Raw genomic sequence first — 25,568 nt, 5'->3', positions numbered from 1 at the left:
TGAGGGATGAAAATTAACAGGATGAGCACTTAACGCAGAGGCGCAGAGAAACATTAATTCTCTGCGCCTCTGCGTTTAAAGCTAATTCACGAAACACATCCAAACGTGTCAGTCTCTATGTTCTATGTTCTATGTGTATTGGTTCATTAGATTGGGAATAAGTAGCATGCCCTCACCCCCAGCCTCTCTCCCACTGAACGCGGGCGAGGGGAGCATCGGTTTTTAAACGCATTGCGCAAGAACCACGGCGTTAAAGCCCGTCGGACGGGAGCGGGGTTGGGTAAGAATATCAGGCGGTGATGAACCTGATGTACCAGTACATCTATGCACTCATACTTCATCCCTCATCCCTCATCCTTCATACTTTCCTATGCTCTATGTTCTATGTTCTCATGCTTCATTCTTCATCCCTCATCCTTCATCCTTTCCTATGTTCTATGTTCTATGTTCTATGCTCTTTTTTGACTTCATCCTTTCATTTGCTACAATTCAACCTTGATGCTATGCGTCAAGCCATCATCAACAAAGCTCACAGTAATCGCCCCCTCGGCATGCACCCACTCAATTGGCTGCTCATCAAGCAAAACAGCTTTTGGTGGCAACGAGTGCAAATTCACCACGATTGTGCGTGGTGCTGGCTGCCAAGCACCTTGGCGCGCGGCAATAATCAAGTTAATTGATTGCGCAGTTTCAATGCAGCTGAAATGGGTGGTTGCGCTCAAGCCCTGTTCATAGTCGAATGAAATTCCATCATCTTCGTAGAGCGTCCATTCGCTTGTACCGCTGGGATACACATCGAGCGTCAAAGGATCAAGTGGAGCCTCGCCAGTGTAATTGAGCACTGGGCCAAGCGTCAGAATTGCGCCGCCACGCACATACAGCGGCAAACGCTCTAATGGCGCGTGCACCAAAATATGCTGCGCCCCCGTAATCCGCTCGCCAGTCCACCAATCGTACCACTCGCCAGCAGGCAAATAGACCGAGCGATATTCAGCGCCAGGCCGGACAATTGGCGCAAGCAGCAGCTGCGAGCCACACAGCACTTGATCATGCAAGGCATGGGTCGCCAGATCAGCAGGATATTCATAAACCAAGGGCCGAATAATGGGCGCGCCAGTCGTCGAAGCCTGATAAAACAGCGTATACAAATAGGGCAACAAGCGGTAGCGCAAGCTCAAATACGCGCGGGCAATTGCTTCGGTGCGTTCGCCAAAGGCCCAAGGCTCAGCAGGCCGCGTGCCTGAGCACGAATGTCCACGACAGAAAGGCAGAAATGCGCCAAGTTGCACCCAACGTGCCCATAATTCTGGCGAAGCATTCCCGAAAAACCCACCAATATCCACCCCAACAAATGGAATTCCTGAAAGCCCCAAGTTACAAATTTGTGGCAAGGTCATTTCCAAATGTTCCCACAATGCCGAATTATCGCCAGTCCACAAGGTTGCCCAGCGTGATAAGCCAGCAAAACCAGAGCGCGTTAGCACAAATGGCCGCTCATTTGGCCGTAATTGGCGCAAACCTTCATAGGTTGCTTGGGCCATCAACAAACCATACAAATTATGCACTTCAGCGTGGGTTGTGCGCTCATCAGCTGCGCCTTGGGGTGCATTTAAGTCAATCGTGCCGCCATTGCCGCCGCCCTCACTAAAAGGTCGATCAAACACGGTTGGCTCGTTCATATCATCCCAAATGCCACGCACACCTGCATCAACTAATGTCTTATGTAAATTTCCCCACCATGCGCGCACATCAGCCCGCGTAAAATCAGCAAATGCACTATCATCGGGCCAAACATAGCTACTGAATAACGTTCCGTCAGCCCGTTTAATAAAATAATCGTTGGCAATACCTTCAGCAAAAACTGCATAATTTGGATCAGTTTTAACTCCAGGATCAATAATTGTCACCACATTGAAGCCATCTTGGGCCAAATCGTGCACTAATTGGGCTGGCTGGACAAATCGTTCAGGATGCCAGGTAAAAACCCGATAGCCATCCATATAATCAATATCAAAATGAATTGCATCACATGGAATATTGCGGGCGCGTAATTCATCGGCAATTGCCCGCATTGTGCTGCTTGAATCATAGCCCCAACGACTTTGATGATAGCCAAGTGCCCAATAGGCTGGCAACGGCATTGCACCCAACAATTCACGCCATGCAGCGGTAATATCTGCTGGTGTCGTACCTAAAACCAGATAATAATCAAGATCTGGCCCTTGAGTTTTTAAGCTCAATAACGCAGCATCAGTTGCCCCAACATCAACACTCGAACGAAAAGATGTGTTGAAAAATACGCCATAGCACAAATTGGGCTGCAAACCCATAAAAACTGGCATTGTTGCATACATATTATCAATCCGTGGGCCATGATGTGGTTCTGGATCAAGCGTCCAATTTAAAAACTGCTGACCTGTTTTTTCAAGCCAACCAGTCCGCTCGCCAAAACCATAAAAATGCTCAGAATTATAAATTTGCTTTGTGACCAGCCAGCCATCAGCGTTGTATGTTGCAGCCGCAACATCACTAAAAAAAGCTTGTTGTTGGCGATTCGTAAACGTAATTCGTCCATCAGCATGTGCAATATTTACCTGTACATCAGTCATCGCAAGCGTTGTTGTATCGAAATTTTGCACAATTGACCATTCAACTGGCTCCCATGCATCATCAGCCCGATTAACTGCCCATGAACGCCGGGGTAATGGTTGATCATTGCTAAGTGAAACCCGAATCAGCTGTGTGCTACAGATGCTAATTCGCAGGTGTTGGTTTGCCCGTTTAAACAGACAGCTCCGCGCATCGCGATGATCAAGTGTAAACATTGATGAATCTTGCAGCATAATTCCTCCAAAATTGGCCAAATCGAAACAAAAAAACTTGACACAAAGCAGAAATCTATATACGATAAGGCTATACAGAGTAAGAATATTGAGAATGGCGTGTCGTCAATAGAATAGTATCATTTTCGGAGGCTAAAATCATGGCAGAATTTACACTCTGGTCACCAGAAGAAATGCAAGAACGGGCAAAACCAAAGCGTGCAGTTCAACGTGAAACCCGCGAACGCATTATTGCCGAATATACCGACTATTTCCAAAACGCAAAAGCTGGTTTTGGTGGTCAAGTTGTATTAGGCGATGAAGAAGACAAACGCAAGTTGCGTGCACTTGTGCGCGAAGCTGCAACCCGCAGCAACCTTGTATTACGCTTCCGCCCAATCAAAGACAAAAATCGCATTGAATTTTTGGTGATCGACCCACAAAGCCAACCAGCTCGCAAAACTGGTGCTCGCCGCGGTCGCCCCAAAAAGAAGAGCTAAATAGATTAAAAAGGATGTGGATTAATCCACATCCTTTTTTGATTTAAAAAAACCCCTGTGGATTAATCCACAGGGGCGTTTAATTACTCTTCGGTTGCTGGTTCTTCAGCTGGAGCTTCTTCAACTTGTGGGTAACCCAAAGCCAAAATCAAGCTTTCAACATCATCAAGGATTTCCACGTTCGCTGGCAAGTTCAAATCCTTAACCAAGATTTGTTGACCAACTTCAGTCAAGCTGGTTACATCAATATCAATTTGATGTGGCACATCACCTGGCAACGCGCGAACACGTACCACTGATTGAGCCAAGTTCAACACAGCGTTGCCACGGCTAACCAAATCGTTTTCGCCTTGCAATGCAACGTGAATATCCAAATCAACTGGTTGGTTGACATCAACAACGCGCAAGTCGGCATGGATAATGCGATTGCTGACTGAGTTGCGTTGAACTTCCAACAAGAACGCTGATTGGCGTTTTTGACCAGGGATGCTCAACTCGATCAAGCCGCTATAGCCAGCTTTGTTGATGACTTTGTTGAATTCGCGTTCGTCAACTTGGGCTGAGTAGGGTTCGATCCCACGGCCACAAATCCCAATTGGCAAAATGCCTTGGTCGCGCAAGCTTTGAACCTTTTTGCCAGTAATTTCGCGCGGTTGGAGTTCCAACCGGAGAGTTTCGTTCGCCATTGCTATGCTACTCCATGTAGAGTTAAAATAATCTTAGATCGCTGCAAAACTGCGATAGTGTACCATAAAACAGGGTGTTGTGCAAAAAATCAACCCAACGCCACGTTAAATGCACGTTGGGTCAGCAGTTTTAACCACGTTAGTTAATCAAGATAGCCACGTAATTTCTTGCCAAGGTGTGGGTGACGCAGTTTGCGCAAAGCCACTGCTTCAATTTGGCGAATCCGCTCGCGGGTAATGCCAAATTCCAGCCCAACTTCTTCGAGGGTGCGGTAGCGACCATCTTTGAGACCATAGCGCAATTGAATAATTTTGCGTTCGCGCTCAGGCAATTTTTGCAAAACTTCTTCAATTTGTTCGCGCAACATGGTCATCGCGGCAGCATCAACGGGGGTTGAAACCCGATCATCCTCGATGAAATCGCCCATGCGGCCTTCGCCCTCTTGGCCAACTGGCATTTCGAGCGAAAGCGGATGCATCGAGGCTTCTAAGGTGCGGCGCACTTTCGAAGCGGTTATGCCCATGGCTTCGGCAATCTCCTCAGGCGTTGGCTCACGTTGCATGGTTTGTTGCAACTTATGCGAGGTTCGCTTAACTTGGCTAATCGCTTCGCCCATGTGGACTGGCAAGCGAATCGTGCGGCTTTGGTCGGCAATCGCCCGCGTAATCGCTTGGCGAATCCACCAAGTGGCATAGGTTGAGAACTTATGGCCTTTGGTGTAATCGAATTTTTCAACTGCCCGCATCAAGCCAATATTGCCCTCTTGGACAAGATCCATCATGGTTAGGCCATACGAGGTATATTTTTTGGCAATCGAAACGACCAAGCGCAAGTTAGCCTGGATCAGATGTTGGCGTGCAGAGCGGCCAATATCAATATGGCGTTTGAGCGAAATACGATCACTGTGTTCGAGCAGGCCATCATCTTGCAACAAGGTATCGTTGGCGGCGTGAGCCACTTCCATTTTCTTGGCGAGATCGACTTCTTCCGCCGCAGTTAACAATGGTACTTGCCCAATTTCTTGTAAGTACATGCGCACTGGGTCATCGAGCGCAATATCGGAAAGGTCAGGCAAGGCTCCATCGAGATCGTGGTCGCCATCGAGATCTAAATCAAGATCGAGTTCGGCCACGTTGGGGGCTTCGTCTGCATCAATAACCTCGATGCCCGCTTCTTCGATTTGTTCGTAGAGGCTTTCGAGGGCTTCGATATTCGTCTCTGGCTCTGGCAACACGCTGAGAATATCTTCGCGTTTGATGCGGTTCTGATTTTTTGCCGCAAGCTCCAGTAGCTTGTCAATCATTGAAATGGCTCCTCCGAGGTTGAGTCGCAGGCAAGATGTTGTTATCTAAACTAATGATCGAACGCCGCCCCCCAAGCATCGGCACGAGGCGCGGCGACAGTTTATCTATACAATGCCTGAATGCTAAGGCAAATTGTGGCAATCTCATCGCGGTATTGTGCGTGCTGTGATGCCGTTGCTCGTAAGAACAACAGCATTTAGCCACTCGTTTCACTATAGCATTGTTCCTAGTTGATCGTCAACCCTCTCGAAGTACTTTTTAACTAGCAATCTCCATCTTTTGACTGATCACGTTTAGGAATAATGGATTATTGCACGTTTAAAATAATTCGTCAGCCTCTTGATCAATCAATTCTGGGGTACGTGGCCTGAGGCTTGGCCCACGCCGATTGCCCTGCATCATTGCCTCGTAGAAGGTTTTATCGTAGGCTCTGGTGCGCATCACCACTGGCATCGGCACAGCATGACCCAACATCATAGCCTGTTGGCGCGAATCGAGCGAGGCCAACACGGTTTTCAGGCCTTTCGAGCCGCCAACGCCCATAAACACTGCGTCAATATCACGATCATCGTTGAGCAACGCCGTAATCCGCGAGCCAAGTTGGCTCATCACTTCGTTGTCAATTGACGATGGCCGTTGGTCAACCACTAGCAAGGTCACCGAATATTTGCGTAATTCACGGGCAATTTTGCCAAAGATGGTTTGCTTGGCCAAGCTCGGCGTAAGAAAATTATGCGCTTCTTCGATCGTAATCATTAGCTGCGGTGGCCGATCGCTCGTTTTTTTCGAGGCTAGGAAGGTTTCGGTGCGCCGCACCCATTCATCGTAAATGAGGCGCGTCAGAATGTTTGAAACCAACATATAGGCCAATTCGCTGCGATATTGACCAAATTCAACAACCACATTTTTGCCTGCGAGCAAAGCATCGATAATTTGGCGAATCGATGATTGGCTTGATTTGCGGGTTACAAATTTAAGTTGCTCAAGTTGAGCCAATTTACGTGAAAGTGCCGACATCGACGACATGTTCGCACCCGTCGATTCAACAAATTCTTTCAACTGCTCTGTATCTAATTCACGCAGCTTTTGAATCCAATCGTCGCCAAAGCGTTGGGCACAAATAAACGCTGATTCAGCAGCAGTAGGGTTAAGATTAAGCGCGTCTTGCAATAATAAAATGTCATCAACCCGAACTTCATTCAGGCCAATCGTAATTTCGCCATCGTATTTCACGCCTCGCCGCCGCGATGATTCAGGATCGAGACTATAAATATACACTTGACCAGGAAATAGCTGTGATAAGCCCTTGACTTCTTGAATTTTATCTTCAGTTGTGCCGCTCCAGCCATATTCGGAGTGCATATCGAAAATTAAATTACTCGCAGCATTATGTTTAATCACACCACATAATAATAAGCGCGTTAAGAACGATTTACCCGTCCCCGATTTGCCAAAAACGCCATTTGAGCGCTCAACAAAGCGCGCAAGATCGATACATACTGGCACATCCATATCGAGCGGCGTGCCCATTTGAAACTTGCCATCGCCCTCGGCCCCAAAAACCAAGCCAAAATCGTCTTCGCTGGCTTCGTAAATCGGTGCAAAGTGGGCCGGAATCGTTTTAACAGGCCGTGGAGTTTCGAGCGAATCTTCAGGTAACATTAATTGTGGGGTTAATTTAAACGTGCCATAGGTATTGCGCCCAGCCAAAATTTCACGCAACAACGGGTGTTCATCATCAGGCGGATCAGCCAAAATAGAGAGGCTGGTTGCCGCCAGTTGCACATCGGTCAACATCGAAAAAAAGCGATTTTGGCGGCCTTGCACCACCATAAATTGACCAACCCGCAAACGCTCAATATCGTAGCGTTCATCTAAACGAGCAGTTAACCCTTCCAGTAACGATCCGCTCGTCACGACCCCAATCCGTGTTGCTTGTGCCATACTCAAAAACTCCGTACAAACTCGGTAGTTCATTTTAGCACATCTGCGCGACTCCAACAATCCGCGTTTGCTGGTCAGGTTTTGATCCACGAAGGACACGAAGAGCACGAAGCACGAAACCGCGAAGAGCACGAAGGACACGAAGGCTGTTTTGGCCAAAGATTTCACAGATTATGTTGATTAGATTCTTGCTGACCTAACGCATCACTCATGACCCCTAGCCCCTTCATCCCTCATCCTTTCGTTCTCTGCGCCGCTGCGTTAAAATATTGCTCCTTTTTGACCTTCTGTCTTCTGCCTTCTGCCTTCTGCCTTCTGCCTTCTGCTTTTTGCTTTTTGCCTTCTGACTTCTGACTTGATTATGTTCTATGTTCTATGCTCTTTGTTCTTTTTAGCTTCATCCTTCATCCTTCATCCTTCATCCTTTCGTTCTCTGCGCCTCTGCATTAAAACAGTGCCCCTTTTCTGATTTTTGCCTTCATGCTTATGTTCTATGTTCTATGCTCTTTGTTCTGCTTTTGACTTGGCTTACATCTTGCTATAAACGTGTGAGCTTTTTTCAAATTTCAAAACATAGGATGCTTGATCGCTAGGCTACAATAGAGTTAAAGCCGATCAACAAGTTCATAGCAATATCGCCGCTTGGTGCAAGGAGCAGTTAGCTTATGCAAGCACATGCCGGTCAATCGCTGATTCAACTTCAGCAGGTGACAAAGCGTTTTGGCGATCGCGACGTGGTGCGCGATGTTTCTTGGAATATTCAACCTGGCGAGATTTTTGGCATCGTCGGGCCATCAGGCTGTGGCAAAACCACGACGGTGCGCTTGATGACGGGAGTATATATTCCCACAAGTGGCTCAGTAAGCGTATTGGGCAAAGATCCAGCTACATTTAATGCCAGCGATCGCGAGCAACTTGGCTATATGCCACAATTGTTTGTGCTGTACCCCAACTTGAACGTGCTCGAAAATATGCGCTTTGCCGCCTCAATGTATGGCGTTTCATTAACCAAACGCCGCAAACGCATCGACGAGTTGTTGGATTTTGTGGAGCTTGATCAGGCGCGCAAAACCTTGGCTGGCAATATTTCTGGCGGGATGCAACGCCGCTTGCAATTGGCTGCCGCATTGGTCCACGAGCCAGAATTATTATTTGTTGATGAACCAACTGCGGGCATCGACCCTGTGCTGCGGGGCCGCTTCTGGGATCAATTTCAAGAACTCAAGGCGATGGGTAAATCGCTGGTTGTTACCACCCAATATGTCAACGAGGTTGCTTATTGCGATCGGGTTGCGGTGATGCGCGACGGCCAATTGTTGCTGGTTGATACACCCGATGGCCTGCGCCGCCGTGCCTTGGGCAGTGATGTGCTGAATATTCGGGTTGATGCTGAAGATTTGCGCAATGCAGTGCGGATTTTGAGCCGTCATCAATTGGTTTTAGGCATTGAACGCCCGCATAATGCGCCGCTTGGCAGCATGATGGTTTATGTGGATGATGCCAGCACCGCTTTACCCGAATTGATCGCCGCGCTCAATAGCGACCCAACCATCGATACTCGCCAAGTTGGCGAATACAACCCGCCATTCGATGATATTTTTATTACCTTGATGGAACGGCTCGAAACGCCAGTGAGCAAGGAGCACAGCAATGCTTAAAAATCTTGTGCGCATTTTTGCGTTCTGTGCCAAAGAATTAAATGCAATTCGCCGCCAACCCTTACTTTTAGTTGGCTTGATCATCGGGCCGTTTCTGATTCTCTCGTTGTTTGGGGTTGGCTATCAAGGCGAGCAGCCCAAGCTGCGCACTGGCATCGTCGTGCCACCAGGCCACCGCGATAATCCCCAAGTGACTGAATTGCTCAAGCGCATCAGCAACACTTTTTTGATTGATCCAGAACGCCATATTTACGAAAGCGAAGCGCCAGCAGTCGCCGCGCTCGAAAACGACGAACTCGATTTGGTCGAAGTATTTCCCTTGGAGATGACCACGGTCTACTCGACAGGCAAGGCGGTTGATATTCGCTTTATCTATAGCGAAGTTGACCCATTGCTGCGCTCGTGGATTGAATATCTCTCGTATACCCAAATTAATGAACTCAACAAAGGTATGTTGTTCAGTGTGGTTGGCCAAAGCCAGCAGCAAATTGGCACCTTGCGCGATTATGTCAGCGATGCACGCCAGCAAATTAGCCAATTGCGCGAACAGCTCAGCGGCAACAAGCGCGCCGAAGCCCGCCAAACGATTCGGAGTTTGCGCGAATCTGGGGCATTGCAATTAATTGCCTTATCGATGACCCAAAATGGAGCCAGCGAAACCAGCACTTCTACCCAAAGCCTTAGCTCGCTGCAAGCCTCGCTCGACACGCTCGATCGCGATTTGGCTGCAGGCGGCAGCTTGGAAAAGCAAGAGCAGCAATTAACCGAGCTTGATACCCGACTCAGCGAGCTTGATCAACAGGCAGATCGGGTACAAGCAATCGATCCAGCGGTGGTCGTTTCGCCATTGCGTTCAGTTGCCAACAACCTTGCGCCAATCGAAAGTTTGGGCGACATCACCAAAGATCCAGCAACTGCCTATGTGCGTTTTTACACCCCAGCAGTGTTGGCGCTGTTGCTGCAACATATGATGGTCACCTTGGCGGGCTTATCGTTGGTGCGCGAAATGCAACAAGGTAGCTTAGAAATGTTTCGGGTTTCGCCACTCTCTGCCTTCCAAACCTTAATTGGCAAATATGCCAGCTACACGATTTTATCGGCAGTAATTGTCAGTGTTTTGGTTGCATTGATGGTGTTTGGGCTAGGCGTGCCATTCTATACCGGCCAACTACTCAACTTTGCCTTGCTGACCTTTATGCTCACCATTGCCTCACTGGGAATTGGCTTTTTCATTTCATCAGTGGTCAGCACCGATAGCCAAGCAGTGCAATTCTCGATGTTGGTGCTGTTGATGTCGGTCTTCTTCAGCGGCTTCTTCATCTCAATTAAATCGTTTTTGCCGTTTGTGCAGAATATCGCTCGCGGCCTGCCCGTGACCCATGGGATTGCCAATTATCAACAAATTATGCTGCTCAATCGTGCGCCAGAAACCAGCACCTACATCTGGCTCGGCGGCATAGCCTTGGTATCATTTTTGCTTAGTTGGTTGATATTCAGTCGTCAATTTCAACGCAAATAGTATAAAACGAGCATCAAGCACCAATACAATGGAGGAAACGCAATGTTTGGACACTTCTTCAAAACCATTTGGATGGCAGGCAAATATTTTCTATTGGGCTTGGCAACTGCTGCCCTGACAGCGCCCCAAACCGGCGCAGAAAGCCGCCAACTGCTGAAAAAACGCATTTTGGGCTTGTTTGATCAAACCCTGCCAACCACACCGAGCACAATTGAACACGATGAGCATGGGGCCGCCGCGCTCGATAAGCAAGAGTATTGGCAAAATGGTGCTGAAAAGCACAGCGTCTTGTAAGGAGAAGCACCATGTTTCCATTAGGCGATGATAACTCCAAACTCCGGCGGCGCGGTTATGTAACTTATGGCTTGATTGCGCTCAACGTGCTGGTGTTCTTCTACGAAATTTCGTTAGGCAGCGAAAGCCAAGCCTTGCAAGATTTTATTATGACCTGGGGCGCAGTGCCCGAACGCATCGAAGCTGGCGATGGCTGGATCACCTTGTTGACTTCGATGTTTTTGCATGGTGGTTGGGCACACTTAATCGGGAATATGCTGTTTTTATTTGTCTTTGGCGATAACGTCGAAGATGCCTTTGGCCATGTCAAGTATTTGGCTTTTTATTTGATAACTGGCTTAATTGCTTCGGCGGCACACATTCTGCTTAACCTCAACTCAGCGAGTGCTGGAATTCCCAGTGTCGGGGCATCAGGCGCAATTTCGGGGATACTTGGAGCCTATATCGTTATGTTCCGCAGCAATTCGGTTCGCGTGTTGCTCGGGCGTTTCGTACAAACGGTTCCTGCTTGGATGATGATTGGCTTGTGGGCAGTGCAACAATTCATTGCCACTTTCGCCACCATCACAATAACCAGCCAAACCAGCGGCGGCGTTGCTTATGCTGCACATGCTGGTGGCTTTATCGCTGGGGTTGTGATTGGCTTTGTACTAAGCCGCATTCAACCAGCGCCCCAATTGGCTCAACGCCCGAAAGCCTAATTATTTGGAGGAATTGATAATGAACAACGAACAAAAAAATCACGATGAACCTGGTTTTGGCGAAAAAGCCAAAGATTTTATTCAAAATTTGTTTGATCGCGATGAAACGCCAAACAACGCACCAGTAAGCCAAAATGCTGAAGTTGAAGATGAATCGAACAAACCACGCGACCGTGGCATTGTTGAATACACCAAAGATTTTGTCAGCAACATGTTTGGCAATGATCGCGCTCACGAACGCCGTGAAGAAGGCGAAGCCAATACTCCCCACGATCGTGGCTTTGCCGAATATACCAAAGATTTTGCTGGCGGCTTAGTTGGCCGTGATCGCGATGAAAATCCAAATCCAACCGATGCTGCGGCAGAAAAAGCGCGCAATGTAGCAGAAGCAGCTCAAAATGCAGCCCAAAAAGCTCGCGAGCAAGTAGACAAACAAAAAAATCACTAAACTTGATTAACCCAAAACAACGCAGTCGTTCAAACGATTGCGTTGTTTGTTTAATTGCGTAAAAGCAGATCAATCACATGGGTCGCCATATCCTCGTGAAATGGTTCGCCAGTTACCAACAAGCGTAAGAAAAATGGCCCAATCAACATCTCTAGGAAGATTTGGGCATTCGTTGCCGCTGGCAATTCGCCACGCCCAATCGCCCGCTCCACCAAAACCGCAAACTGCGCCACCCAAATCCCCCAAACCGCTTGACGCGCCTCGGCAGCTTCAGCCAGATTGGAAACATCAACACACGCGCGACTGAGTGCAGCACCCTCAGGTGATTGCAAATAACGCACCAAACTGGGCAAAAAGCTCAAAACATCATCGCGAAACGCTCCAGTGTCGGGGTTCGGCACATGCTGATCAAATAAAGCCAAGACCGTATCGGCCACCAGCATGGCTTTGGTTTTCCAGCGCCGATAGATCGAGGTTTCATGCACGCCCGCGCGTTGGGCCACATCGCCAATGCGCAATTGCGCATAACCCTGTTCGAGCAGCAGCTCGCCAGTTGCTTGCAACACTGCCGCATGGACTTTGGCGCTGCGCCCACCTGGACGTTGGCGATGCAACAACGATTGATACACGGTATCTTGCTCGTGCTCTGCTACTGCTGATGGCTCTGATTTCATAACAATTATCCTTCTATAATTATTGCAAGTTTCTTGCATTAAGCCAAAAATTATTCTATAGTTAGCACATAATGCAGGAAAGTTGCGTTTACAAGCGCAAGCAATTCATGGCCATACGAGGAGCATACCATGGATGAATATACAATCAGCGTTCAGGGCACGCTTGGCGCAGAGGCGATTCGGGTTTTACAACGCAGCACTGGCGCTGAGCAATTTATCGCATGGCATGGCATCACCGCTGTAAACCGTTTTTGGCTGTGGGATGTGCTGTGGCCGCATGGCGAAGTGCAACTTGTTGGCTTGCCCGGCCATGGCGCTGTGCCCAATCAACCAAATAAGCAATGGAGCCGCTGGACTCAAGCGCATTTGATTGAAACAGGCATCGCCAGCCTCAAGCAAATTAGCAATGGCCAGCCAGCTACCATCATCGGCCACTCGACAGGCGGTCTGATTGCCTTGGGCATTGCCCACCAAGCACCAGAATTGGTCAAACGCCTAATCGTCATCTCGCCAGTTGTTTGGTCAGAACTCAGCGGAATTGTGAGTTTATGGCAGCGTTTTGTTGGCAAACCAAGCTTGCTCAAGGCGATTATTCATAGCTCGCTAGGCTTGGGCCGCTATAGCCATTGGGCTTTTTCCAAATCGCTGGTTGCCTTTATCAAAGATCGTCAAGGCTTTTATAGTAACCCCAAAGTGATTAAAACGATTAGCGATGGCTATGGCCAAATGCAACAAACTCCGATTGCAGGCATCGCTGGCATCACAACTGTGCTCAAGAATGCTGATTTGCGGCCCTTGATTTTGGCCAAGCCAACCACCGTTCCGACCTTAATTGTGCATGGCCAACATGATCCAATTGTGCCATTTAAGCAGGCTCAATGGCTTAAATTGACACTTCCCCACGCCGATCTCTTGGCAATTCCCAAGGTTGGGCATTTACCGTATGCAGAACAAGAAGCTTATGTCAACCGTGAGGTTGATGCATGGATCGAAAAAACCGCCTAAACGTGCAATAATAGGCCAGGGTTATTGAGCGTCAGGAGCGTTTATGCGGTGGCTTATGCGGTTATCGGTTTGGGAATGGATTGCGCTCATAACCTTGGGCGCTTGGCTTTGGCAGCGCATCAGCCAGCGCAGCAAGTATCAAAGCTCACAACGGCAGCGTTGGTTCATTGATATGTGTGTTGTAATTACCGTGCTAGCGTTAGTTGGCAGCGCAATTTGGCAAATTCGTTGGCTGGGATTGGTGGCGTTTGGTGCGGCGGCGTTGGGCTTGGCGCTTGGCATTCGCAATTGGATGTTGACGATTCGCGGCTGGTTTAGTCGCAAATAATTCAGATTTGGCTATAATACAGCAGGTCTTTTAATTGGAGATGATCGTTGTGAAGCGCTTTTTAGCTGGCCTGCGTCCTTTGATTCAGCAATTGCCCTATAAATTTCCCCGTGCCTATGATTTGCTGGTGCATCATGGAGTTTTTCGTTGGCTGGGAATGGCTGGCACTGAACAAACAGCGCTGGTGGCAAAAGCCTTGCAGCACGAGGGTTGGGCCATCGAAGCGCCGATCGGCACTGGCCGATTAACCCTCAATCTGTATGCGCAACGCCCCAATTTACAAGTGGTTGGCATCGATTTGGCCATGCCAATGCTTAAAGCAGCCCAAGCTGAGCTAGCAAAAAAAGGCATTATCAATGTGCATTTGATTTGTGCCGACATGACAGCGCTGCCCTTTCGTGCCGACCAATTCAGCCAAATTGTGACATTAAATGGCTTGCAGGTTGTGCCACACGCCGAAACATTAATTGACGAATTATTGCGCGTTGCCGAAGATGGCTGCTCGATTGCAGGCACAGCTACGGTTGATATTGGTTTAGAGCCACGCGGCGGTTTGCAGCGCTTGCTGGTGCGTAGCGGCATGATCAATAAACTCAATCCTGAGCATTTGCACGAAATTATCAGCCTGACCTGGAGCAAACTGAGCGCCAATCGGCGCGGTGCGGTCTACAATTTCTTGCGCCCACGCCTCGATCGCGCCACTGGCGAGCCAATTAACAACGAATAGAGAGAGGATAATCTTGGTATGATCTTTTTTGGCAAACGGAGTAATGTTGTTGATACATTAAAAACGTTTTGGCATAGCTGCCCTGGCTGTCAAATGAACGTCCCTTTTAATGTACATTTCATCTATAGCTATATTCATTTATATTTTATTTTTGGCGTGATTACCAGCCATCAGTATATTGAAACCTGCCCCAACTGCTTGCGTCGCCAAGTTGTTCCCAAAGAAGCGCTGCCGCTTGAAATTCGTCAAGGTCGCTATGCGAATATTACTCATCAATTTGGTTTAGCTGCCTTAGCTGGGTTGATTATTGTGATGGTGCTAATCAACGCCGTTAAGTAAGTCCCCACACACCCAACCCCCTCGCCCACTGGACGCGGGCGAGGGGGAGCCGCCAGGGTGCACCAATGTAAGCCAACTCTCGCTGGACTCAGGCGAGGGGGAGCACCCGTTTTCACCACCAATCATGCCAAACCCACACAACCAAAAGCCCCTCGCCCGCGCCACGGGCGAGGGGTTGGGTGTGAGGGGATATTAACAACCTACCCCCCCCAGCCCCCTCTCCCACGAAAACGCGGGCGAGAGGGAGCCGACCCTTGTTTCCCAACGAATTGTCCAAGAACCACAGCATGAAAAGCCCCTCTCCCACCGCAGTGGGAGAGGGGTTGGGGGTGAGGGAATCTTAACTACCTACCCTTGAAAGAAGCAGGTTGAGAGCTGAGGGATTCAGTTATGGCAAAATTGGCACAGCCAAAACACGGAACGCTTTATCGCCAGCTTTGACCAAGGTTGGTTGGCCAGCAAATTCGAGAATCGCGGCGGCTTCGCTATCGGTCACAACATTACCTTCGCGCAACTCGGCCTTGAACGTCCATTCTGCGGCAGTTGCCAACTCTTCGGCAGCTGCTGGCTCCAAGTAAATCGTCACACCTTGAGCTTGATATGGCTTGGTTTCGGCCTTCATCAAGGTTTCAACTGCTGCCAAGGCTTTGCGGAATTGGGCGAAACGGCGTTGGCCGTCTGCATTCAAGCCTGAGCGTTGTTCTGAAAAAGCGGCATAGGCTTGGGCGCTGCACGAACCATCAGTCAAATTCACGGTCAAGGTGGTTACGTTAACATCTGAAATCATTGGCTCTGGATCGCCCAGCGGCGTATCGAGACAAAAATCTTTCTCGGCCCCAAGCACATCGCTTAGCAATTGCTTAATTTGGCTCTCGTTGAGCGTGGTTTGTTGCCAGAACATTTTTCCATCTTCATTGTTATATTGGTAAATCAGCTCGCCGTTGCCATACAAACGGAACTGGGGCACAGCCAACAATTTATTATAGAGTGGGGTAACAAACCCACCTTCATTGCGCAATTCCAAGATGGTTACTGCGGCGCTGGTATCGTAGGCATAGCCACCAGTGGCCGCAGGCGTTGCAGTAGCGATCGTTTGGTTCCCGCCAGCAGTGGTAGGAACGGTGGTTGGAGTGGTTTGCCCACCGCAGGCAGTCAAAATCAAAAGGGCAGCAATTGCCGTAATTCGTCGAAGCACTGGAAGTTTCCTTTCAACTGATTTGTTTATGCTAGACTAACGCCAGGTGATTCATAAAAGTTCCCAGAACGAAATCTGGTACAATCGAGGCAGCAATGGCAAAACCAAAATCGCAGCCAAATCGGCTTGGCTATGCAATCGGCAGTGGAATTTTCAGTGGCATGATGGCCAGTATGGTTGGTTGGGTGCTCAACATCGATCAACCAGTATTAATTGTTGTGCTGTTACTTTCGGTCATAGGCGGGGCGATAATGGGCTACCGTTCGCGCTCGTAGTTAATTGTGAGGATGTTATGTCGTTAACCCCTGAACAAGTGCGCCAAGTCGCACACCTTGCTCGTTTAAAATTGGCCGATGATGAGATGGAGCGCATGCGTTTGCAGCTTTCCTCGATTCTCGACCATATTGAGTTGTTGCAAGCAGTTGATGTGACTGATGTGCCGATTACCGCCCAAGTGACCGATTTAACCAATGTCACACGGGTCGATGCGGTAACGTCGAGTTTGCCAGTTGATGCAGCGCTGGCCAACGCCCCCGACCGCCAAGGCGATTATTTCCGCGTCAAAGCCGTTTTCGAAGAATAAAGCCTAAGCTCAGCCCCGCTCAATCAACAAGAGCGGGGCTTTATTGGATGGGGAGCACGCCATGTTTGATGCTCAGTTAATTGGCTATACCCTTGCCGTTGCGTTACTCACTATCACTCCAGGCGCAGATACGATGTTGGTGATGCGCAATGTTTTGGCCCGTGGCCGCAAAGCTGGGATACTGGCAACCCTCGGCGTTAGCTCAGGTTTATTCTTTCATGCGCTACTCTCAGGGCTTGGCTTATCGCTTATTCTTACTCGTTCGGCAATGGCATTTAGTGTGGTGAAATGGGCTGGTGCGCTGTATTTATGTTATCTTGGCTTGCAATCGTTACGCAGCGCCTTCAACCAAACCCAATCAAGCAACGAGCTAGCAACCACGAGCGAACCAAGCGCCACCCCATGGCAGGCCTACCGCGAAGGGTTGATCACCAATGTGCTGAACCCCAAAGTTGCCCTGTTTTATCTGGCGTTCTTGCCCCAATTTATTCGCCCAAGCGATCCGGTGATGCTGCGTTCGTTGCTATTAACCTCGATTCACTTTGTACTTGGGATTGTTTGGTTGGGCTTAATTACCCTGAGTTTGGATAAAATGCGTAGTTGGATGCTCAAGCCCCGGGTGCGGGCTTGGATCGAAGGCAGCACTGGGTTAATTCTTTTTGGCTTTGGCATCCGCTTGGCGCTATCAAAACGTTAACGCAACAATTCAGAGCCTGCTACCGTATCATCAACAGCAAACCAAACGGGGGTTTACCCGTTCTAGGAGGTTCTGATGAAAAATCAACGCAATACCATGATGACTGTTGGAACAGTGGTCGTTGTTGTGGTTGCAATCATAGCGCTAATTATGATCGCCAATATCGTCACCAATATTGTTGGAGCGCTTGTGCCACTCGTTACTGGGAGCTTGCTGCTCTTGGGCAATCGCACCGAATTGATGAAACTGTTGCGAACACGCAATATGGACCTTGGATCACTCAACGCCATGGTCGGGGTTTCGCTGATTCTCTTCGGTGCTGGCACGACGTTATTTGGTGAAAGCTTCCTACGGATTCTGTTCTATGTGCCAGCCATTATTGTGCTTGCGCTTGCAGCACCATTGGCTTTTGGCAAAACCGATACCAGCGCCACCTACCGCGCTTGGTGGAATACGGCACGCAGCAAAGTGCGCCGCAAACCAAGCACGCCAAGCGTGATCAATACCGGTTTCGAGCCAGCGGTCAACAATACGCCGCCAAGCAGCCAAGCACCATTCGATCCAATGACTGGCCAACGGGTGAATGTGAATCCTGCGCCAAGCCCACAAGCTAATTTCGACCCAATGACTGGCCAACGCACGGTCAAGCTTGATCCCAACGAGATCAAGAACGCTGGCGTTCGCCAATAACCTCAATTCGCTAAAAAGCCAAAGCCCCCTGTTGCATTCTGCAACAGAGGGCTTTTTTGCAATTACCAAGCGCCATCAAGCCCATGCGGATACAAGGCCACTTTGGCGGCCTCGCCGCGCAGCATCAATTCAAACGCGGTTTCGAATTCTTCCAAGGGCAAGTGATGGGTGATAATCGGGCGTAAATCGACCTTATTGCCAGCAACCAAGGCTTGGGTTTGATACCATGTTTCAAACATTTTACGGCCTGAAACCCCGTAAACCGTGGCTCCTTTAAACACCACATGGTTGGCAAGGTCGAAATCGGGCAAGCCGTTGGGTGGCAAGCCCAGCAGCGAGGCAAATCCACCATAGCGCAACGAGCGAAAGCCCTGATCAATCGCACTGGGATGGCCCGACATTTCCAGCAGCACATCAACGCCCTCGCCATCGGTTGCGGCTAGCACATGATGCACCACATCATCACGAGAATCTAAGGCGTGGGTTGCGCCCATCGTGCGCGCCATTTCCAAGCGCTTGGGATTAATATCGGTGGCGAAAATTTGCTTGGCTCCTGCTGCGTGAGCAATCCCAACTGCAAACAAGCCAATTGGGCCACAGCCAGTTACCAGCACATTGCGGGTCGTAAGGTTGGTGGCCAAGGCGGTATGCACAGCATTGCCAAATGGCTCTTGGGCCGCAGCCAATGCTGGCGGCATGCTGGGATCGTTGCGCCAAACATTGACCGCTGGAACCGCAATATATTCAGCAAAACAGCCTGGCCGATCAACCCCAATAATCTCGACGTTGCGGCAAATATGGGCCGCGCCAGTACGGCATTGATAGCAATAGCCACACACAATATGGGTTTCGGCGGAGACAAAATCGCCAACCTTGACCATCGTGACATCGCTGCCAACCTCGACCACATCGCCAGCCAACTCGTGGCCAAAAATCATTGGCGCTTTAAAGCGGCTTTGGGCCCACGGGTCCCATTTATAAATATGTAAGTCGGTGCCGCAAATTGTCGCAGCCCGCACTCGAATCAGCACCTCATCGCGTTTTGGTTGGGGAATTGGTGCTGTAATGAGCTTGGCTCCAGGAGCCGCCGCCGGTTTTTGCACCGCCCGCATCGTATCAGTTGCCATAGTTTGGTCTCCTCGTTGAAACCCATGGACGATTGTTTATTTGTAGCATTGTTTTACCCAAATAGCATTTGATTCATTGGCAAGAAGGTTTCGGGCAGGAGTTTGACAATTATCAACACTACTGGCCCCCAATATTCAGCCAAGGTTGATTGTTGGATTGCATCGATGATTCCGATTTGGGGTAAGCCAACACAACCCGCTAAACCAGCTCCGATCAGTACAATTGCTTGGACTAAACCCAAAATTGCGCCAAGCACATGATCTGTTCGGCCCAGAAATAACAAGCCAACTTTCAGGCGCAGCCACGAGGCAATCGCACTGACAAGGCCGGTTACTGCCAACAAACTTAGCAAAAACGCCAAGACACTAATAAAGCCAGGAGCCGTCGCAGGAATCAAACTGATCAGCAGATCGGTAACGCTAGGATAGATTCGCCCTGCAATTGCAATTGCCGTAATTAGCCCTGCTAAAGCTAATAATTGGCGAATTGTGCCCCAGTAGTAACCCAACACGGTGTACCACAGCATAATGCCGATCAAAACCCAATCAAGAATCGTCAAGCGTACCTCCTTGGGCTATTTTAGCGAACTGCGACCAGATTGGTCAATTGCTGATTGGCAAATTGTACGCCAGCTTGCAGCAAGGCTTGCACTTGTTCGGCATTGGCAGCTTCGGCGTAAATGCGCAACACTGGCTCGGTGCCCGAAGGGCGAATTAACAACCAACTTTGGTCGGCCAGCAAATATTTAACGCCATCGCGATCGTTAATTGATTGCAGGGCAACTCCGGCAATTTCGTTGGGTGCTTCTGCTTTGAGCGCATGCACCAAATCAGATTTTTTAAATGGTTGCACCCGCTGATCAATCCGATCGTATGCAAAGGGGCCATATTGGGTTTGCAGCTCGGCAATTAATTCGTGCAATGGCTTGCCAGCGCGGGCCACAATTTCCAGCAACAACAAGCCCATCAAAATGCCATCGCCTTCGGGCACATGGCCCAAAATCGAAATCCCGCCCGATTCTTCGCCACCAATTAATACTGGTTCGGCCAACATCAGATCGCAAATATGGTTGAAGCCAACTGGCGTTTCTTCGACCCGTAAATCGTAGGCCGCCGCCAAGCGATTGACCAGTTGCGTCGTTGAAATTGTTTTGACGACAAGCCCACGTTGGCCTTTGGTTTCAATTAAATGGCGCAACACGAGGGCAAAAATTTGATGCGGGCTAACAAATTCGCCATGAGCATCCATCGCCCCAATCCGATCAGCATCGCCATCGGTGGCCAAGCCCAAATCGTAGCCATCGCGGCGAATCATTTCGGCCAAAGGCTGCAAATTGCGGCCAATTGGCTCTGGGTGCAAATGGCCAAAGCCTGGGTTCATCTCGCCATGAATTTCGGCAACCATCACGCCCAATTCGCGCAACCAACGAGCAATATAGCCCCGGCCAGCGCCATACATGGGGTCGACCGCCACGCGCAACGAGCTACGCGCAATCGCTGAAAAATCGATTAAGCTGCGTAAATGGGCCAAATAGGCTGGCAACGGATCGAAGCGCACAACCTCGCCTGCTTGGGCAGTCATATTTTCGCGCCAAACTGGCTCTGCATATAAGGCCGCGCGACCAGAGCTTTGCAAATCGCTAATTCGCGCCTCGATTTGCTTCATGGTTGCGGGCAAGGCTGAGCCACCAAAAGCAGCTTTAACCTTAATTCCATTATAGCGGGGCGGATTATGGCTGGCGGTAATCATCACGCCGCCTTGGGCCGCCAACTGCTTAACTGCAAACGACAAAGCCGGGGTGGGACAATCGGCTTTGCTCAAGTAGACCGCCAAACCATTGGCAGCTAAGACATTGGAAACAGTAATTGCATAACGATCGGAGAGAAAGCGCGTATCGAAGCCCACGACTGCCCGCGTTACTTCGCCAGCAGGTGTTTCGGCTAAAAGTTGCTCAGCAATTGCTTGGGCAACCAAACGCACATTTTCAAAGGTAAATTCTTCACTGATGACTGCACGCCAGCCATCAGTACCAAAGTGAATTGCCACGAGTTTCGGCTCCTTGCTTGGATTTCAATGCCTGTTATCCAGACAATTGCGTCATTGTACCGCGAAATTGGCTCTTGTTGCGATAGCATTTCGGGCCTTGTAGATTAAGCTCATTTGGTGTAATTCTGCGCAAAAAAGAACTATACAGTGAGCAAGTTGACAACTGCAAACGATTTTGGTACATTCGTTGGCAAGAAAAGAGAGCAACCTCAGCATTCATCCCTCCTTCCAACCATTGCTCCATTCAAATAAACATGCTTAATCAGGAGACGGTTATGTCTTTCTTTGGGCTGCTTACAAAATTCTACAAAATTAAATAGTATTTGCCTGAACTTCTCGATGGATAAAACAGGTTAATTACTCTATCCACTTTGATAGCGATAAGCACGCATTGAGGTTTGAGAGCAGATACTATTTAATCGCATCGATAAATTTAGGAGCGGCTTAGTTCTGATAGAAGGCACGGAGATAGCTGAATGAACTATTTTCGCAAAAAAGCGTGGTTTTTATTACTGATCGGTATTCCACTCTTGCTGCTCTGGACGTGGGAAGGCATTATTGCGGTAACCACTCCAAGTTCACCAATTATTGGAGCCTATCGAATTAGCAATTGGCTAATTCCATGTTTGGTGAGCCTTGTTTTTGGCTATGGAATCGCCCAAACCGAGCCAGACCCGCGTTTGGCGGTTTTAGGCCTGCGCGATCCACGTAGTTTATGGCTTGAACGCTGGGGCAGCTATGGGTTGTTGATGCTGCTTGGAATTACCCTGATTGTCTTGCTGATAAGCTTCAGCTTTAACGTAGCATTTGCCAAACTTGCCAGCACGACCCTCGTAACCAGTTGCTATGGCATGGCTTGGGCTTGGGCCTTACATATTTGGACAGGCGCGCGCAGCAATGTGATTGCATGGATGAGCCTGAGCATTATGCTCCTGAGTATTATGCTGCCAATTCTTATCAACGCTAATCTGGCATGGTCGCTGACCCCAACCCCGCTAGGCTGGCAGCGCGAAAATCCATTAACCAGCCAACTGTTACTCCATCACGGCGTGGTCTTAGCCATCAGTGGCGGTTTAATCGGGGCGGCGCGCTGGCTACCCAATGATATTCGCAGCTTGGCATGGATTCATGCAGATCGAGGTTTCGATGCTTAATATCGCAAAGCTGAGCCATCGCTATCAGCAAAAAATAGCCTTAGAGCAGATTACCTTTCAGGCAGAGCAAGGAATTATAGGCTTGCTTGGGCGCAATGGAGCGGGTAAATCGACGTTGTTGCGCATTTTAGCCACGCTGCAACAGCCAAGCGAAGGCGAAATTTTTTATCACGATCAAGCAAGTATTGAAAACCCCAAAGCATTACGTCAAGCTACAGCCTATTTACCGCAAAATATGGTTTACCCCGCTAAACTAAGCGCCCGCGATTATATTCATTATCTGTTGCGTTTGCACGGCAATTCGCCGAAAGCTGGCGATGAATGGCTCGAAAAACTAGGCCTTGGTTCGGTCGCGCATAAAACGCTTGGCAGCTATAGCGGCGGTATGCGCCAACGCATGGGTTTGGCCTATATTTTGGCCTGCGAAACCCCCATCATTCTGCTTGATGAACCAACTCAAGGGCTTGACCCATGGGAGCGAGTGCGCTTTCACGAATATTTGGCCGCTGCAACGCATGATCGGTTAGTGCTTTTTTCAACTCATATTGTTAGCGATATTGAAGCGATTGCCCATCGAATTCTGATTATTGATCAGGGCAAGTTGGTCTTTGATGGTCATCCACAAACGCTAACCACAACCTCAGCCGAACCAACTTGGCAAATCGAGGCCGAGCTACCGATTTATGGCCAAGGCTACACGATTACCAATGTACGGCGCGAAATTGCTGGTAGCGTACGAATGCGCGGGGTTGGGTTGCCCATTCCGCGCGGAGCAACGAGGGTGGCAACCACCTTAGAAGATCAATATTTACGGCTTACTGATCAGGAGCGAATCGCATGATCCGCTACCATTTAAAACGCAATCTTAATTGGTTATTTTTGGTCGTGATCGTCATTATTGGGTTTTTGAGCTGGGTCTATCGGCGAGGTGGCAGTTGGCTTGGTCAAAGCATGAGCTATTATGCTGTGCTGCAATATTGGTCGCTCATGACAACCGTGCTGCTTTTTGGCATCGCGACAACCATGCCCAGCTGGCATACTCATAATCGCGCCTATGATCCAATTAATGTTGCTCGCCCGCAACTCAAGTATCTGGTTTTTGATGGCTTCGCGCGTTTGGCAACCGTGTTGCTGCCTGTTGTGCTGGTTGGCGTGCTTGGCTCTCTGTTTTTGCAAACGCGGGTTGTAGATATAGTCTCTTCAGAATCGCCGACCAATGCGTTTCCGCCGGCCTTAAACAAACTGACGGTTTGGTTGGTTTTTTGGTTTGGGCCATTACCTGGAATTGCACTTTGGGTTGCAATTAGCGATTTAATTGCTACATGGTTGCAAAGTAGCATCTGGCGCTTGATTACGCTGGGAATGGTGGCGCTGGCTGATGCAGCCAACCGGCTTGGTTTGGCTTTGATCTCACCATCGGGCACAAGCTTGGGAATTGCGCAAACCCATTGCTGCGGCGACATCAGCCAAACCGTCCAAAGTAACTACGACTTTATTGGTGAGCTAATGGTTCGGCCAGCCCTGTGGGGAGCCTATGCCTATCGCATGGATGGCACGCCCTATGCCGGCCCACTGACCACTGCCATCGCCCCCAGCCTCTTGCAAACCCGCGCAGCCTTAGGCATTGTGGCTATCCTATTAATGATAGCGGCTGCGTGGTTGCGCCAGCGCCAGCTCAATCGCATGTTTAATGATACATAAATGACCTTATCAACGAGTTTGCAATAATCGGCAGCGTGCTACGAATGAACGTGGCACGCTTTTTGCTTTATAGAGAATCAGGAAATCGGAGTACTGATTGTAAATATCAGTTAGGTAACAAAGGAGTTTATCGTATGACAACCACAATTGTAGGTGTATTCAATTCAGACGCACAAGCTCAAGCCGCTGTTCGCGATTTGCATGCAATGGGTATCACAAACGATGCGATCTCAGTTGTTGCCCGCGATAGCAGCCGCACTGTTGATGCCGATGGCAACCTGACTCCTGCGAGTGATGATCATATGACTGCCGGCGAAGGCTTAACTGTTGGCGCAGTCTGGGGTGGCTTGGTTGGTTTGGCCGCATTGGCAATTCCAGGGATTGGGCCATTAGTTGGTGCTGGTGCCTTGGTTGCCGCACTCACGGGTGCTGTCGCTGGTGCAGCAACTGGTGGGATTGCCGGCGCATTGATCAATGCAGCGAGCGTGCCAGAAGACCAAGCGTATGTTTATGAAGAACGAGTCAAGGCTGGTAGCACGCTGGTAACTGTACATGCCGATGATAGTCAAGCAGCTCAAGTCCGCAGCACGTTGCGTCGGGCTGGCGCTGAGCGCTTCCAATGGGATACCGATGATGATGTTGCCTACGACCAAAGCAACGAACAAGCCTACGCTGATAGTAGCAAAATCGGGACTGTTGGCGGTGGCGCTGCTGGTGCCATAACTGGCGCAAGCATTGGCGCAGCTGGTGGCCCAGTTGGCGCGGTTATTGGTGGCGTAACTGGGGCAGTCGTTGGGGGCGCAGTTGGCGCAGCTGGCGATACCGCAGGCGAAAAATTAGATGACAACACGCTTGACAGCGATTACACCAATCGCACTGCTGGCGCTTATGACACCACCAATGCTTATTCAAGCAACGCAACCTACGACCGCATGAACGAAGTCGATGCAACTCGCGAATCAATTGCCAATCGCGATTACACCACGACCAACGATACGCCACTTACCAATCGAATTGAAAACAGTGTCCGCGATGTCACCACAGATGATCAAGGTGACGATACCTTCCGCAATGCCGATAAAGCCTATGATGACAGCAGCAAAATCGGAACTGCTGGCGGCGGTGCTGCTGGAGCCGTAACTGGCGCAGCAATCGGCGCAGCTGGTGGCCCAGTTGGCGCAGTTGTTGGTGGCGTTGTCGGTGGGGTTGCTGGCGCAGCCGTTGGCGCTGTAGGTGATACCGTTGGCGAACAAGCTGATAAAGAAACAGGTGCATTCAGCCCTGATAATCAAGCACAATATCGAGGCACCGCCAGCGCTGTCGGTGACAAGTTACGCGATGCTGGCAACAGCGTTGAGCGCAAACTTGATGCTGATATCGACCGCGATGGCGATGTAGGTCGCCGGGGCTAAAGCCCAATTCCT

27 protein-coding genes are annotated in these 25,568 nt (G+C 49.5%); 18 read left to right on the top strand and 9 right to left on the bottom strand.

Annotated features, from left to right (window positions below; all coding sequences use genetic code 11):
* Positions 1-482: 482 nt before the first annotated feature.
* Positions 483-2,843 (bottom strand): TIM-barrel domain-containing protein, encoded by a 2,361-nt coding sequence (locus tag ACFMKP_RS07195; protein ID WP_382290392.1) that lies wholly within the window; start codon positions 2,841-2,843, stop codon positions 483-485.
* Between the two features lie 140 nt (positions 2,844-2,983).
* On the opposite strand from ACFMKP_RS07195, the gene ACFMKP_RS07190 reads away from it, so the two are divergent.
* A complete protein-coding gene (locus ACFMKP_RS07190; RefSeq protein ID WP_110517265.1) occupies positions 2,984-3,322 on the top strand; it encodes a hypothetical protein in 339 nt (112 codons plus the stop codon).
* Between the two features lie 83 nt (positions 3,323-3,405).
* Here the strand turns inward: ACFMKP_RS07190 and ACFMKP_RS07185 are convergent, their stop codons facing one another.
* From ACFMKP_RS07185 to ACFMKP_RS07175, 3 genes are all read right to left on the bottom strand, one after another.
* Complete coding sequence (locus ACFMKP_RS07185; RefSeq protein ID WP_382290389.1) at positions 3,406-4,008, bottom strand: 50S ribosomal protein L25; 603 nt, start codon at positions 4,006-4,008, stop codon at positions 3,406-3,408.
* A gap of 143 nt (positions 4,009-4,151) precedes the next feature.
* The gene (gene rpoD / locus ACFMKP_RS07180; protein ID WP_382290387.1) at positions 4,152-5,312 is read right to left on the bottom strand and encodes an RNA polymerase sigma factor RpoD; all 1,161 of its coding nucleotides are present in this window, start codon (positions 5,310-5,312) and stop codon (positions 4,152-4,154) included.
* 319 nt (positions 5,313-5,631) lie between these two features.
* Entirely contained in the window at positions 5,632-7,257 is a 1,626-nt protein-coding gene (locus ACFMKP_RS07175; protein WP_382290385.1) for a helicase HerA domain-containing protein, read from the bottom strand.
* Positions 7,258-7,922: 665 nt separating this feature from the next.
* Here ACFMKP_RS07175 and ACFMKP_RS07170 point away from each other — a divergent pair.
* Genes ACFMKP_RS07170 through ACFMKP_RS07150 form a run of 5 tightly spaced genes read left to right on the top strand, consistent with a single transcriptional unit; the run spans position 7,923 to position 11,877 of the window.
* The gene (locus ACFMKP_RS07170) at positions 7,923-8,915 is read left to right on the top strand and encodes an ABC transporter ATP-binding protein (RefSeq protein WP_204754558.1); all 993 of its coding nucleotides are present in this window, start codon (positions 7,923-7,925) and stop codon (positions 8,913-8,915) included.
* Complete coding sequence (locus tag ACFMKP_RS07165; protein ID WP_382290383.1) at positions 8,908-10,434, top strand: ABC transporter permease; 1,527 nt, start codon at positions 8,908-8,910, stop codon at positions 10,432-10,434. Before ACFMKP_RS07170 ends, ACFMKP_RS07165 begins: the two co-directional genes overlap by 8 nt.
* A gap of 42 nt (positions 10,435-10,476) precedes the next feature.
* A complete protein-coding gene (locus ACFMKP_RS07160; RefSeq protein ID WP_204754556.1) occupies positions 10,477-10,728 on the top strand; it encodes a hypothetical protein in 252 nt (83 codons plus the stop codon).
* Between the two features lie 11 nt (positions 10,729-10,739).
* Entirely contained in the window at positions 10,740-11,429 is a 690-nt protein-coding gene (locus ACFMKP_RS07155; RefSeq protein WP_382290381.1) for a rhomboid family intramembrane serine protease, read from the top strand.
* 19 nt (positions 11,430-11,448) lie between these two features.
* Positions 11,449-11,877: a hypothetical protein gene (locus tag ACFMKP_RS07150; protein ID WP_382290379.1), complete on the top strand. Its 429-nt coding sequence runs from the start codon at positions 11,449-11,451 to the stop codon at positions 11,875-11,877.
* 50 nt (positions 11,878-11,927) lie between these two features.
* On the opposite strand, the gene ACFMKP_RS07145 is transcribed toward ACFMKP_RS07150, so the two are convergent.
* Complete coding sequence (locus tag ACFMKP_RS07145; RefSeq protein WP_382290377.1) at positions 11,928-12,551, bottom strand: TetR/AcrR family transcriptional regulator; 624 nt, start codon at positions 12,549-12,551, stop codon at positions 11,928-11,930.
* A 129-nt stretch (positions 12,552-12,680) separates the two neighbouring features.
* Here ACFMKP_RS07145 and ACFMKP_RS07140 point away from each other — a divergent pair, with 129 nt between their 5' ends.
* The 4 genes from ACFMKP_RS07140 to ACFMKP_RS07125 all read left to right on the top strand — a co-directional run bounded on the left by ACFMKP_RS07140 (position 12,681) and on the right by ACFMKP_RS07125 (position 14,950).
* Complete coding sequence (locus ACFMKP_RS07140) at positions 12,681-13,556, top strand: alpha/beta fold hydrolase (protein WP_382290375.1); 876 nt, start codon at positions 12,681-12,683, stop codon at positions 13,554-13,556.
* A gap of 43 nt (positions 13,557-13,599) precedes the next feature.
* Positions 13,600-13,884, top strand: a complete 285-nt coding sequence (locus tag ACFMKP_RS07135; RefSeq protein ID WP_382290373.1) for a hypothetical protein — start codon at positions 13,600-13,602, stop codon at positions 13,882-13,884.
* Between the two features lie 49 nt (positions 13,885-13,933).
* Complete coding sequence (locus ACFMKP_RS07130) at positions 13,934-14,611, top strand: class I SAM-dependent methyltransferase (protein ID WP_382290371.1); 678 nt, start codon at positions 13,934-13,936, stop codon at positions 14,609-14,611.
* A gap of 93 nt (positions 14,612-14,704) precedes the next feature.
* The gene (locus ACFMKP_RS07125; protein WP_382290369.1) at positions 14,705-14,950 is read left to right on the top strand and encodes a hypothetical protein; all 246 of its coding nucleotides are present in this window, start codon (positions 14,705-14,707) and stop codon (positions 14,948-14,950) included.
* A gap of 388 nt (positions 14,951-15,338) precedes the next feature.
* On the opposite strand, the gene ACFMKP_RS07120 is transcribed toward ACFMKP_RS07125, so the two are convergent.
* On the bottom strand, positions 15,339-16,145 hold the full coding sequence (locus tag ACFMKP_RS07120; RefSeq protein WP_382290367.1) for a hypothetical protein: 807 nt from the start codon (positions 16,143-16,145) through the stop codon (positions 15,339-15,341).
* A 95-nt stretch (positions 16,146-16,240) separates the two neighbouring features.
* On the opposite strand from ACFMKP_RS07120, the gene ACFMKP_RS07115 reads away from it, so the two are divergent.
* The 4 genes from ACFMKP_RS07115 to ACFMKP_RS07100 all read left to right on the top strand — a co-directional run bounded on the left by ACFMKP_RS07115 (position 16,241) and on the right by ACFMKP_RS07100 (position 18,115).
* On the top strand, positions 16,241-16,420 hold the full coding sequence (locus ACFMKP_RS07115) for a hypothetical protein (protein WP_382290365.1): 180 nt from the start codon (positions 16,241-16,243) through the stop codon (positions 16,418-16,420).
* Between the two features lie 17 nt (positions 16,421-16,437).
* Positions 16,438-16,728: an Asp-tRNA(Asn)/Glu-tRNA(Gln) amidotransferase subunit GatC gene (gatC, locus tag ACFMKP_RS07110; RefSeq protein ID WP_204754546.1), complete on the top strand. Its 291-nt coding sequence runs from the start codon at positions 16,438-16,440 to the stop codon at positions 16,726-16,728.
* A 61-nt stretch (positions 16,729-16,789) separates the two neighbouring features.
* Positions 16,790-17,425 (top strand): LysE family translocator, encoded by a 636-nt coding sequence (locus tag ACFMKP_RS07105; RefSeq protein ID WP_382290363.1) that lies wholly within the window; start codon positions 16,790-16,792, stop codon positions 17,423-17,425.
* Between the two features lie 75 nt (positions 17,426-17,500).
* Entirely contained in the window at positions 17,501-18,115 is a 615-nt protein-coding gene (locus tag ACFMKP_RS07100; RefSeq protein WP_382290361.1) for a hypothetical protein, read from the top strand.
* Positions 18,116-18,177: 62 nt separating this feature from the next.
* On the opposite strand, the gene tdh is transcribed toward ACFMKP_RS07100, so the two are convergent.
* Genes tdh through ACFMKP_RS07085 form a run of 3 tightly spaced genes read right to left on the bottom strand, consistent with a single transcriptional unit; the run spans position 18,178 to position 21,289 of the window.
* The gene (gene tdh / locus ACFMKP_RS07095; RefSeq protein WP_204754543.1) at positions 18,178-19,242 is read right to left on the bottom strand and encodes an L-threonine 3-dehydrogenase; all 1,065 of its coding nucleotides are present in this window, start codon (positions 19,240-19,242) and stop codon (positions 18,178-18,180) included.
* 53 nt (positions 19,243-19,295) lie between these two features.
* Complete coding sequence (locus ACFMKP_RS07090) at positions 19,296-19,802, bottom strand: CvpA family protein (RefSeq protein WP_382290359.1); 507 nt, start codon at positions 19,800-19,802, stop codon at positions 19,296-19,298.
* A gap of 20 nt (positions 19,803-19,822) precedes the next feature.
* Complete coding sequence (locus ACFMKP_RS07085; protein WP_382290357.1) at positions 19,823-21,289, bottom strand: phosphoglucomutase/phosphomannomutase family protein; 1,467 nt, start codon at positions 21,287-21,289, stop codon at positions 19,823-19,825.
* A 476-nt stretch (positions 21,290-21,765) separates the two neighbouring features.
* Between ACFMKP_RS07085 and ACFMKP_RS07080 the strand changes: the two genes are divergently transcribed.
* The 4 genes from ACFMKP_RS07080 (at position 21,766) to ACFMKP_RS07065 (ending at position 25,556) form a co-directional block, all read left to right on the top strand.
* Complete coding sequence (locus ACFMKP_RS07080; protein ID WP_382290355.1) at positions 21,766-22,443, top strand: hypothetical protein; 678 nt, start codon at positions 21,766-21,768, stop codon at positions 22,441-22,443.
* A complete protein-coding gene (locus ACFMKP_RS07075) occupies positions 22,436-23,284 on the top strand; it encodes an ATP-binding cassette domain-containing protein (RefSeq protein WP_382290353.1) in 849 nt (282 codons plus the stop codon). Before ACFMKP_RS07080 ends, ACFMKP_RS07075 begins: the two co-directional genes overlap by 8 nt.
* Positions 23,281-24,144 carry a hypothetical protein gene (locus tag ACFMKP_RS07070; protein ID WP_382290351.1) on the top strand — a complete coding sequence of 288 codons (864 nt, stop codon included), beginning with the start codon at positions 23,281-23,283 and terminating at the stop codon, positions 24,142-24,144. The genes ACFMKP_RS07075 and ACFMKP_RS07070 overlap by 4 nt, the downstream gene beginning before the upstream one ends.
* A gap of 134 nt (positions 24,145-24,278) precedes the next feature.
* Positions 24,279-25,556 (top strand): general stress protein, encoded by a 1,278-nt coding sequence (locus ACFMKP_RS07065; protein ID WP_382290349.1) that lies wholly within the window; start codon positions 24,279-24,281, stop codon positions 25,554-25,556.
* The last annotated feature ends 12 nt before the right edge of the window (positions 25,557-25,568 follow it).

It is taken from the genome of Herpetosiphon sp. NSE202, from assembly GCF_042688385.1.
Taxonomy (GTDB): Bacteria; Chloroflexota; Chloroflexia; order Chloroflexales; family Herpetosiphonaceae; genus Herpetosiphon.
Note: the sequence above shows the minus strand (reverse complement) of the source record. Positions and strands in the feature narration are given on the sequence as shown.

Coding starts and splice junctions, on each gene's coding strand:
- ACFMKP_RS07195 (WP_382290392.1), bottom strand. CDS start 2,843: ATGCTGCAAGATTCATCAATGTTTACACTTGATCATCGCGATGCGCGG.
- ACFMKP_RS07190 (WP_110517265.1), top strand. CDS start 2,984: ATGGCAGAATTTACACTCTGGTCACCAGAAGAAATGCAAGAACGGGCA.
- ACFMKP_RS07185 (WP_382290389.1), bottom strand. CDS start 4,008: ATGGCGAACGAAACTCTCCGGTTGGAACTCCAACCGCGCGAAATTACT.
- rpoD (WP_382290387.1), bottom strand. CDS start 5,312: ATGATTGACAAGCTACTGGAGCTTGCGGCAAAAAATCAGAACCGCATC.
- ACFMKP_RS07175 (WP_382290385.1), bottom strand. CDS start 7,257: ATGGCACAAGCAACACGGATTGGGGTCGTGACGAGCGGATCGTTACTG.
- ACFMKP_RS07170 (WP_204754558.1), top strand. CDS start 7,923: ATGCAAGCACATGCCGGTCAATCGCTGATTCAACTTCAGCAGGTGACA.
- ACFMKP_RS07165 (WP_382290383.1), top strand. CDS start 8,908: ATGCTTAAAAATCTTGTGCGCATTTTTGCGTTCTGTGCCAAAGAATTA.
- ACFMKP_RS07160 (WP_204754556.1), top strand. CDS start 10,477: ATGTTTGGACACTTCTTCAAAACCATTTGGATGGCAGGCAAATATTTT.
- ACFMKP_RS07155 (WP_382290381.1), top strand. CDS start 10,740: ATGTTTCCATTAGGCGATGATAACTCCAAACTCCGGCGGCGCGGTTAT.
- ACFMKP_RS07150 (WP_382290379.1), top strand. CDS start 11,449: ATGAACAACGAACAAAAAAATCACGATGAACCTGGTTTTGGCGAAAAA.
- ACFMKP_RS07145 (WP_382290377.1), bottom strand. CDS start 12,551: ATGAAATCAGAGCCATCAGCAGTAGCAGAGCACGAGCAAGATACCGTG.
- ACFMKP_RS07140 (WP_382290375.1), top strand. CDS start 12,681: ATGGATGAATATACAATCAGCGTTCAGGGCACGCTTGGCGCAGAGGCG.
- ACFMKP_RS07135 (WP_382290373.1), top strand. CDS start 13,600: ATGCGGTGGCTTATGCGGTTATCGGTTTGGGAATGGATTGCGCTCATA.
- ACFMKP_RS07125 (WP_382290369.1), top strand. CDS start 14,705: ATGAACGTCCCTTTTAATGTACATTTCATCTATAGCTATATTCATTTA.
- ACFMKP_RS07115 (WP_382290365.1), top strand. CDS start 16,241: ATGGCAAAACCAAAATCGCAGCCAAATCGGCTTGGCTATGCAATCGGC.
- gatC (WP_204754546.1), top strand. CDS start 16,438: ATGTCGTTAACCCCTGAACAAGTGCGCCAAGTCGCACACCTTGCTCGT.
- ACFMKP_RS07105 (WP_382290363.1), top strand. CDS start 16,790: ATGTTTGATGCTCAGTTAATTGGCTATACCCTTGCCGTTGCGTTACTC.
- ACFMKP_RS07100 (WP_382290361.1), top strand. CDS start 17,501: ATGAAAAATCAACGCAATACCATGATGACTGTTGGAACAGTGGTCGTT.
- tdh (WP_204754543.1), bottom strand. CDS start 19,242: ATGGCAACTGATACGATGCGGGCGGTGCAAAAACCGGCGGCGGCTCCT.
- ACFMKP_RS07080 (WP_382290355.1), top strand. CDS start 21,766: ATGAACTATTTTCGCAAAAAAGCGTGGTTTTTATTACTGATCGGTATT.
- ACFMKP_RS07075 (WP_382290353.1), top strand. CDS start 22,436: ATGCTTAATATCGCAAAGCTGAGCCATCGCTATCAGCAAAAAATAGCC.
- ACFMKP_RS07070 (WP_382290351.1), top strand. CDS start 23,281: ATGATCCGCTACCATTTAAAACGCAATCTTAATTGGTTATTTTTGGTC.
- ACFMKP_RS07065 (WP_382290349.1), top strand. CDS start 24,279: ATGACAACCACAATTGTAGGTGTATTCAATTCAGACGCACAAGCTCAA.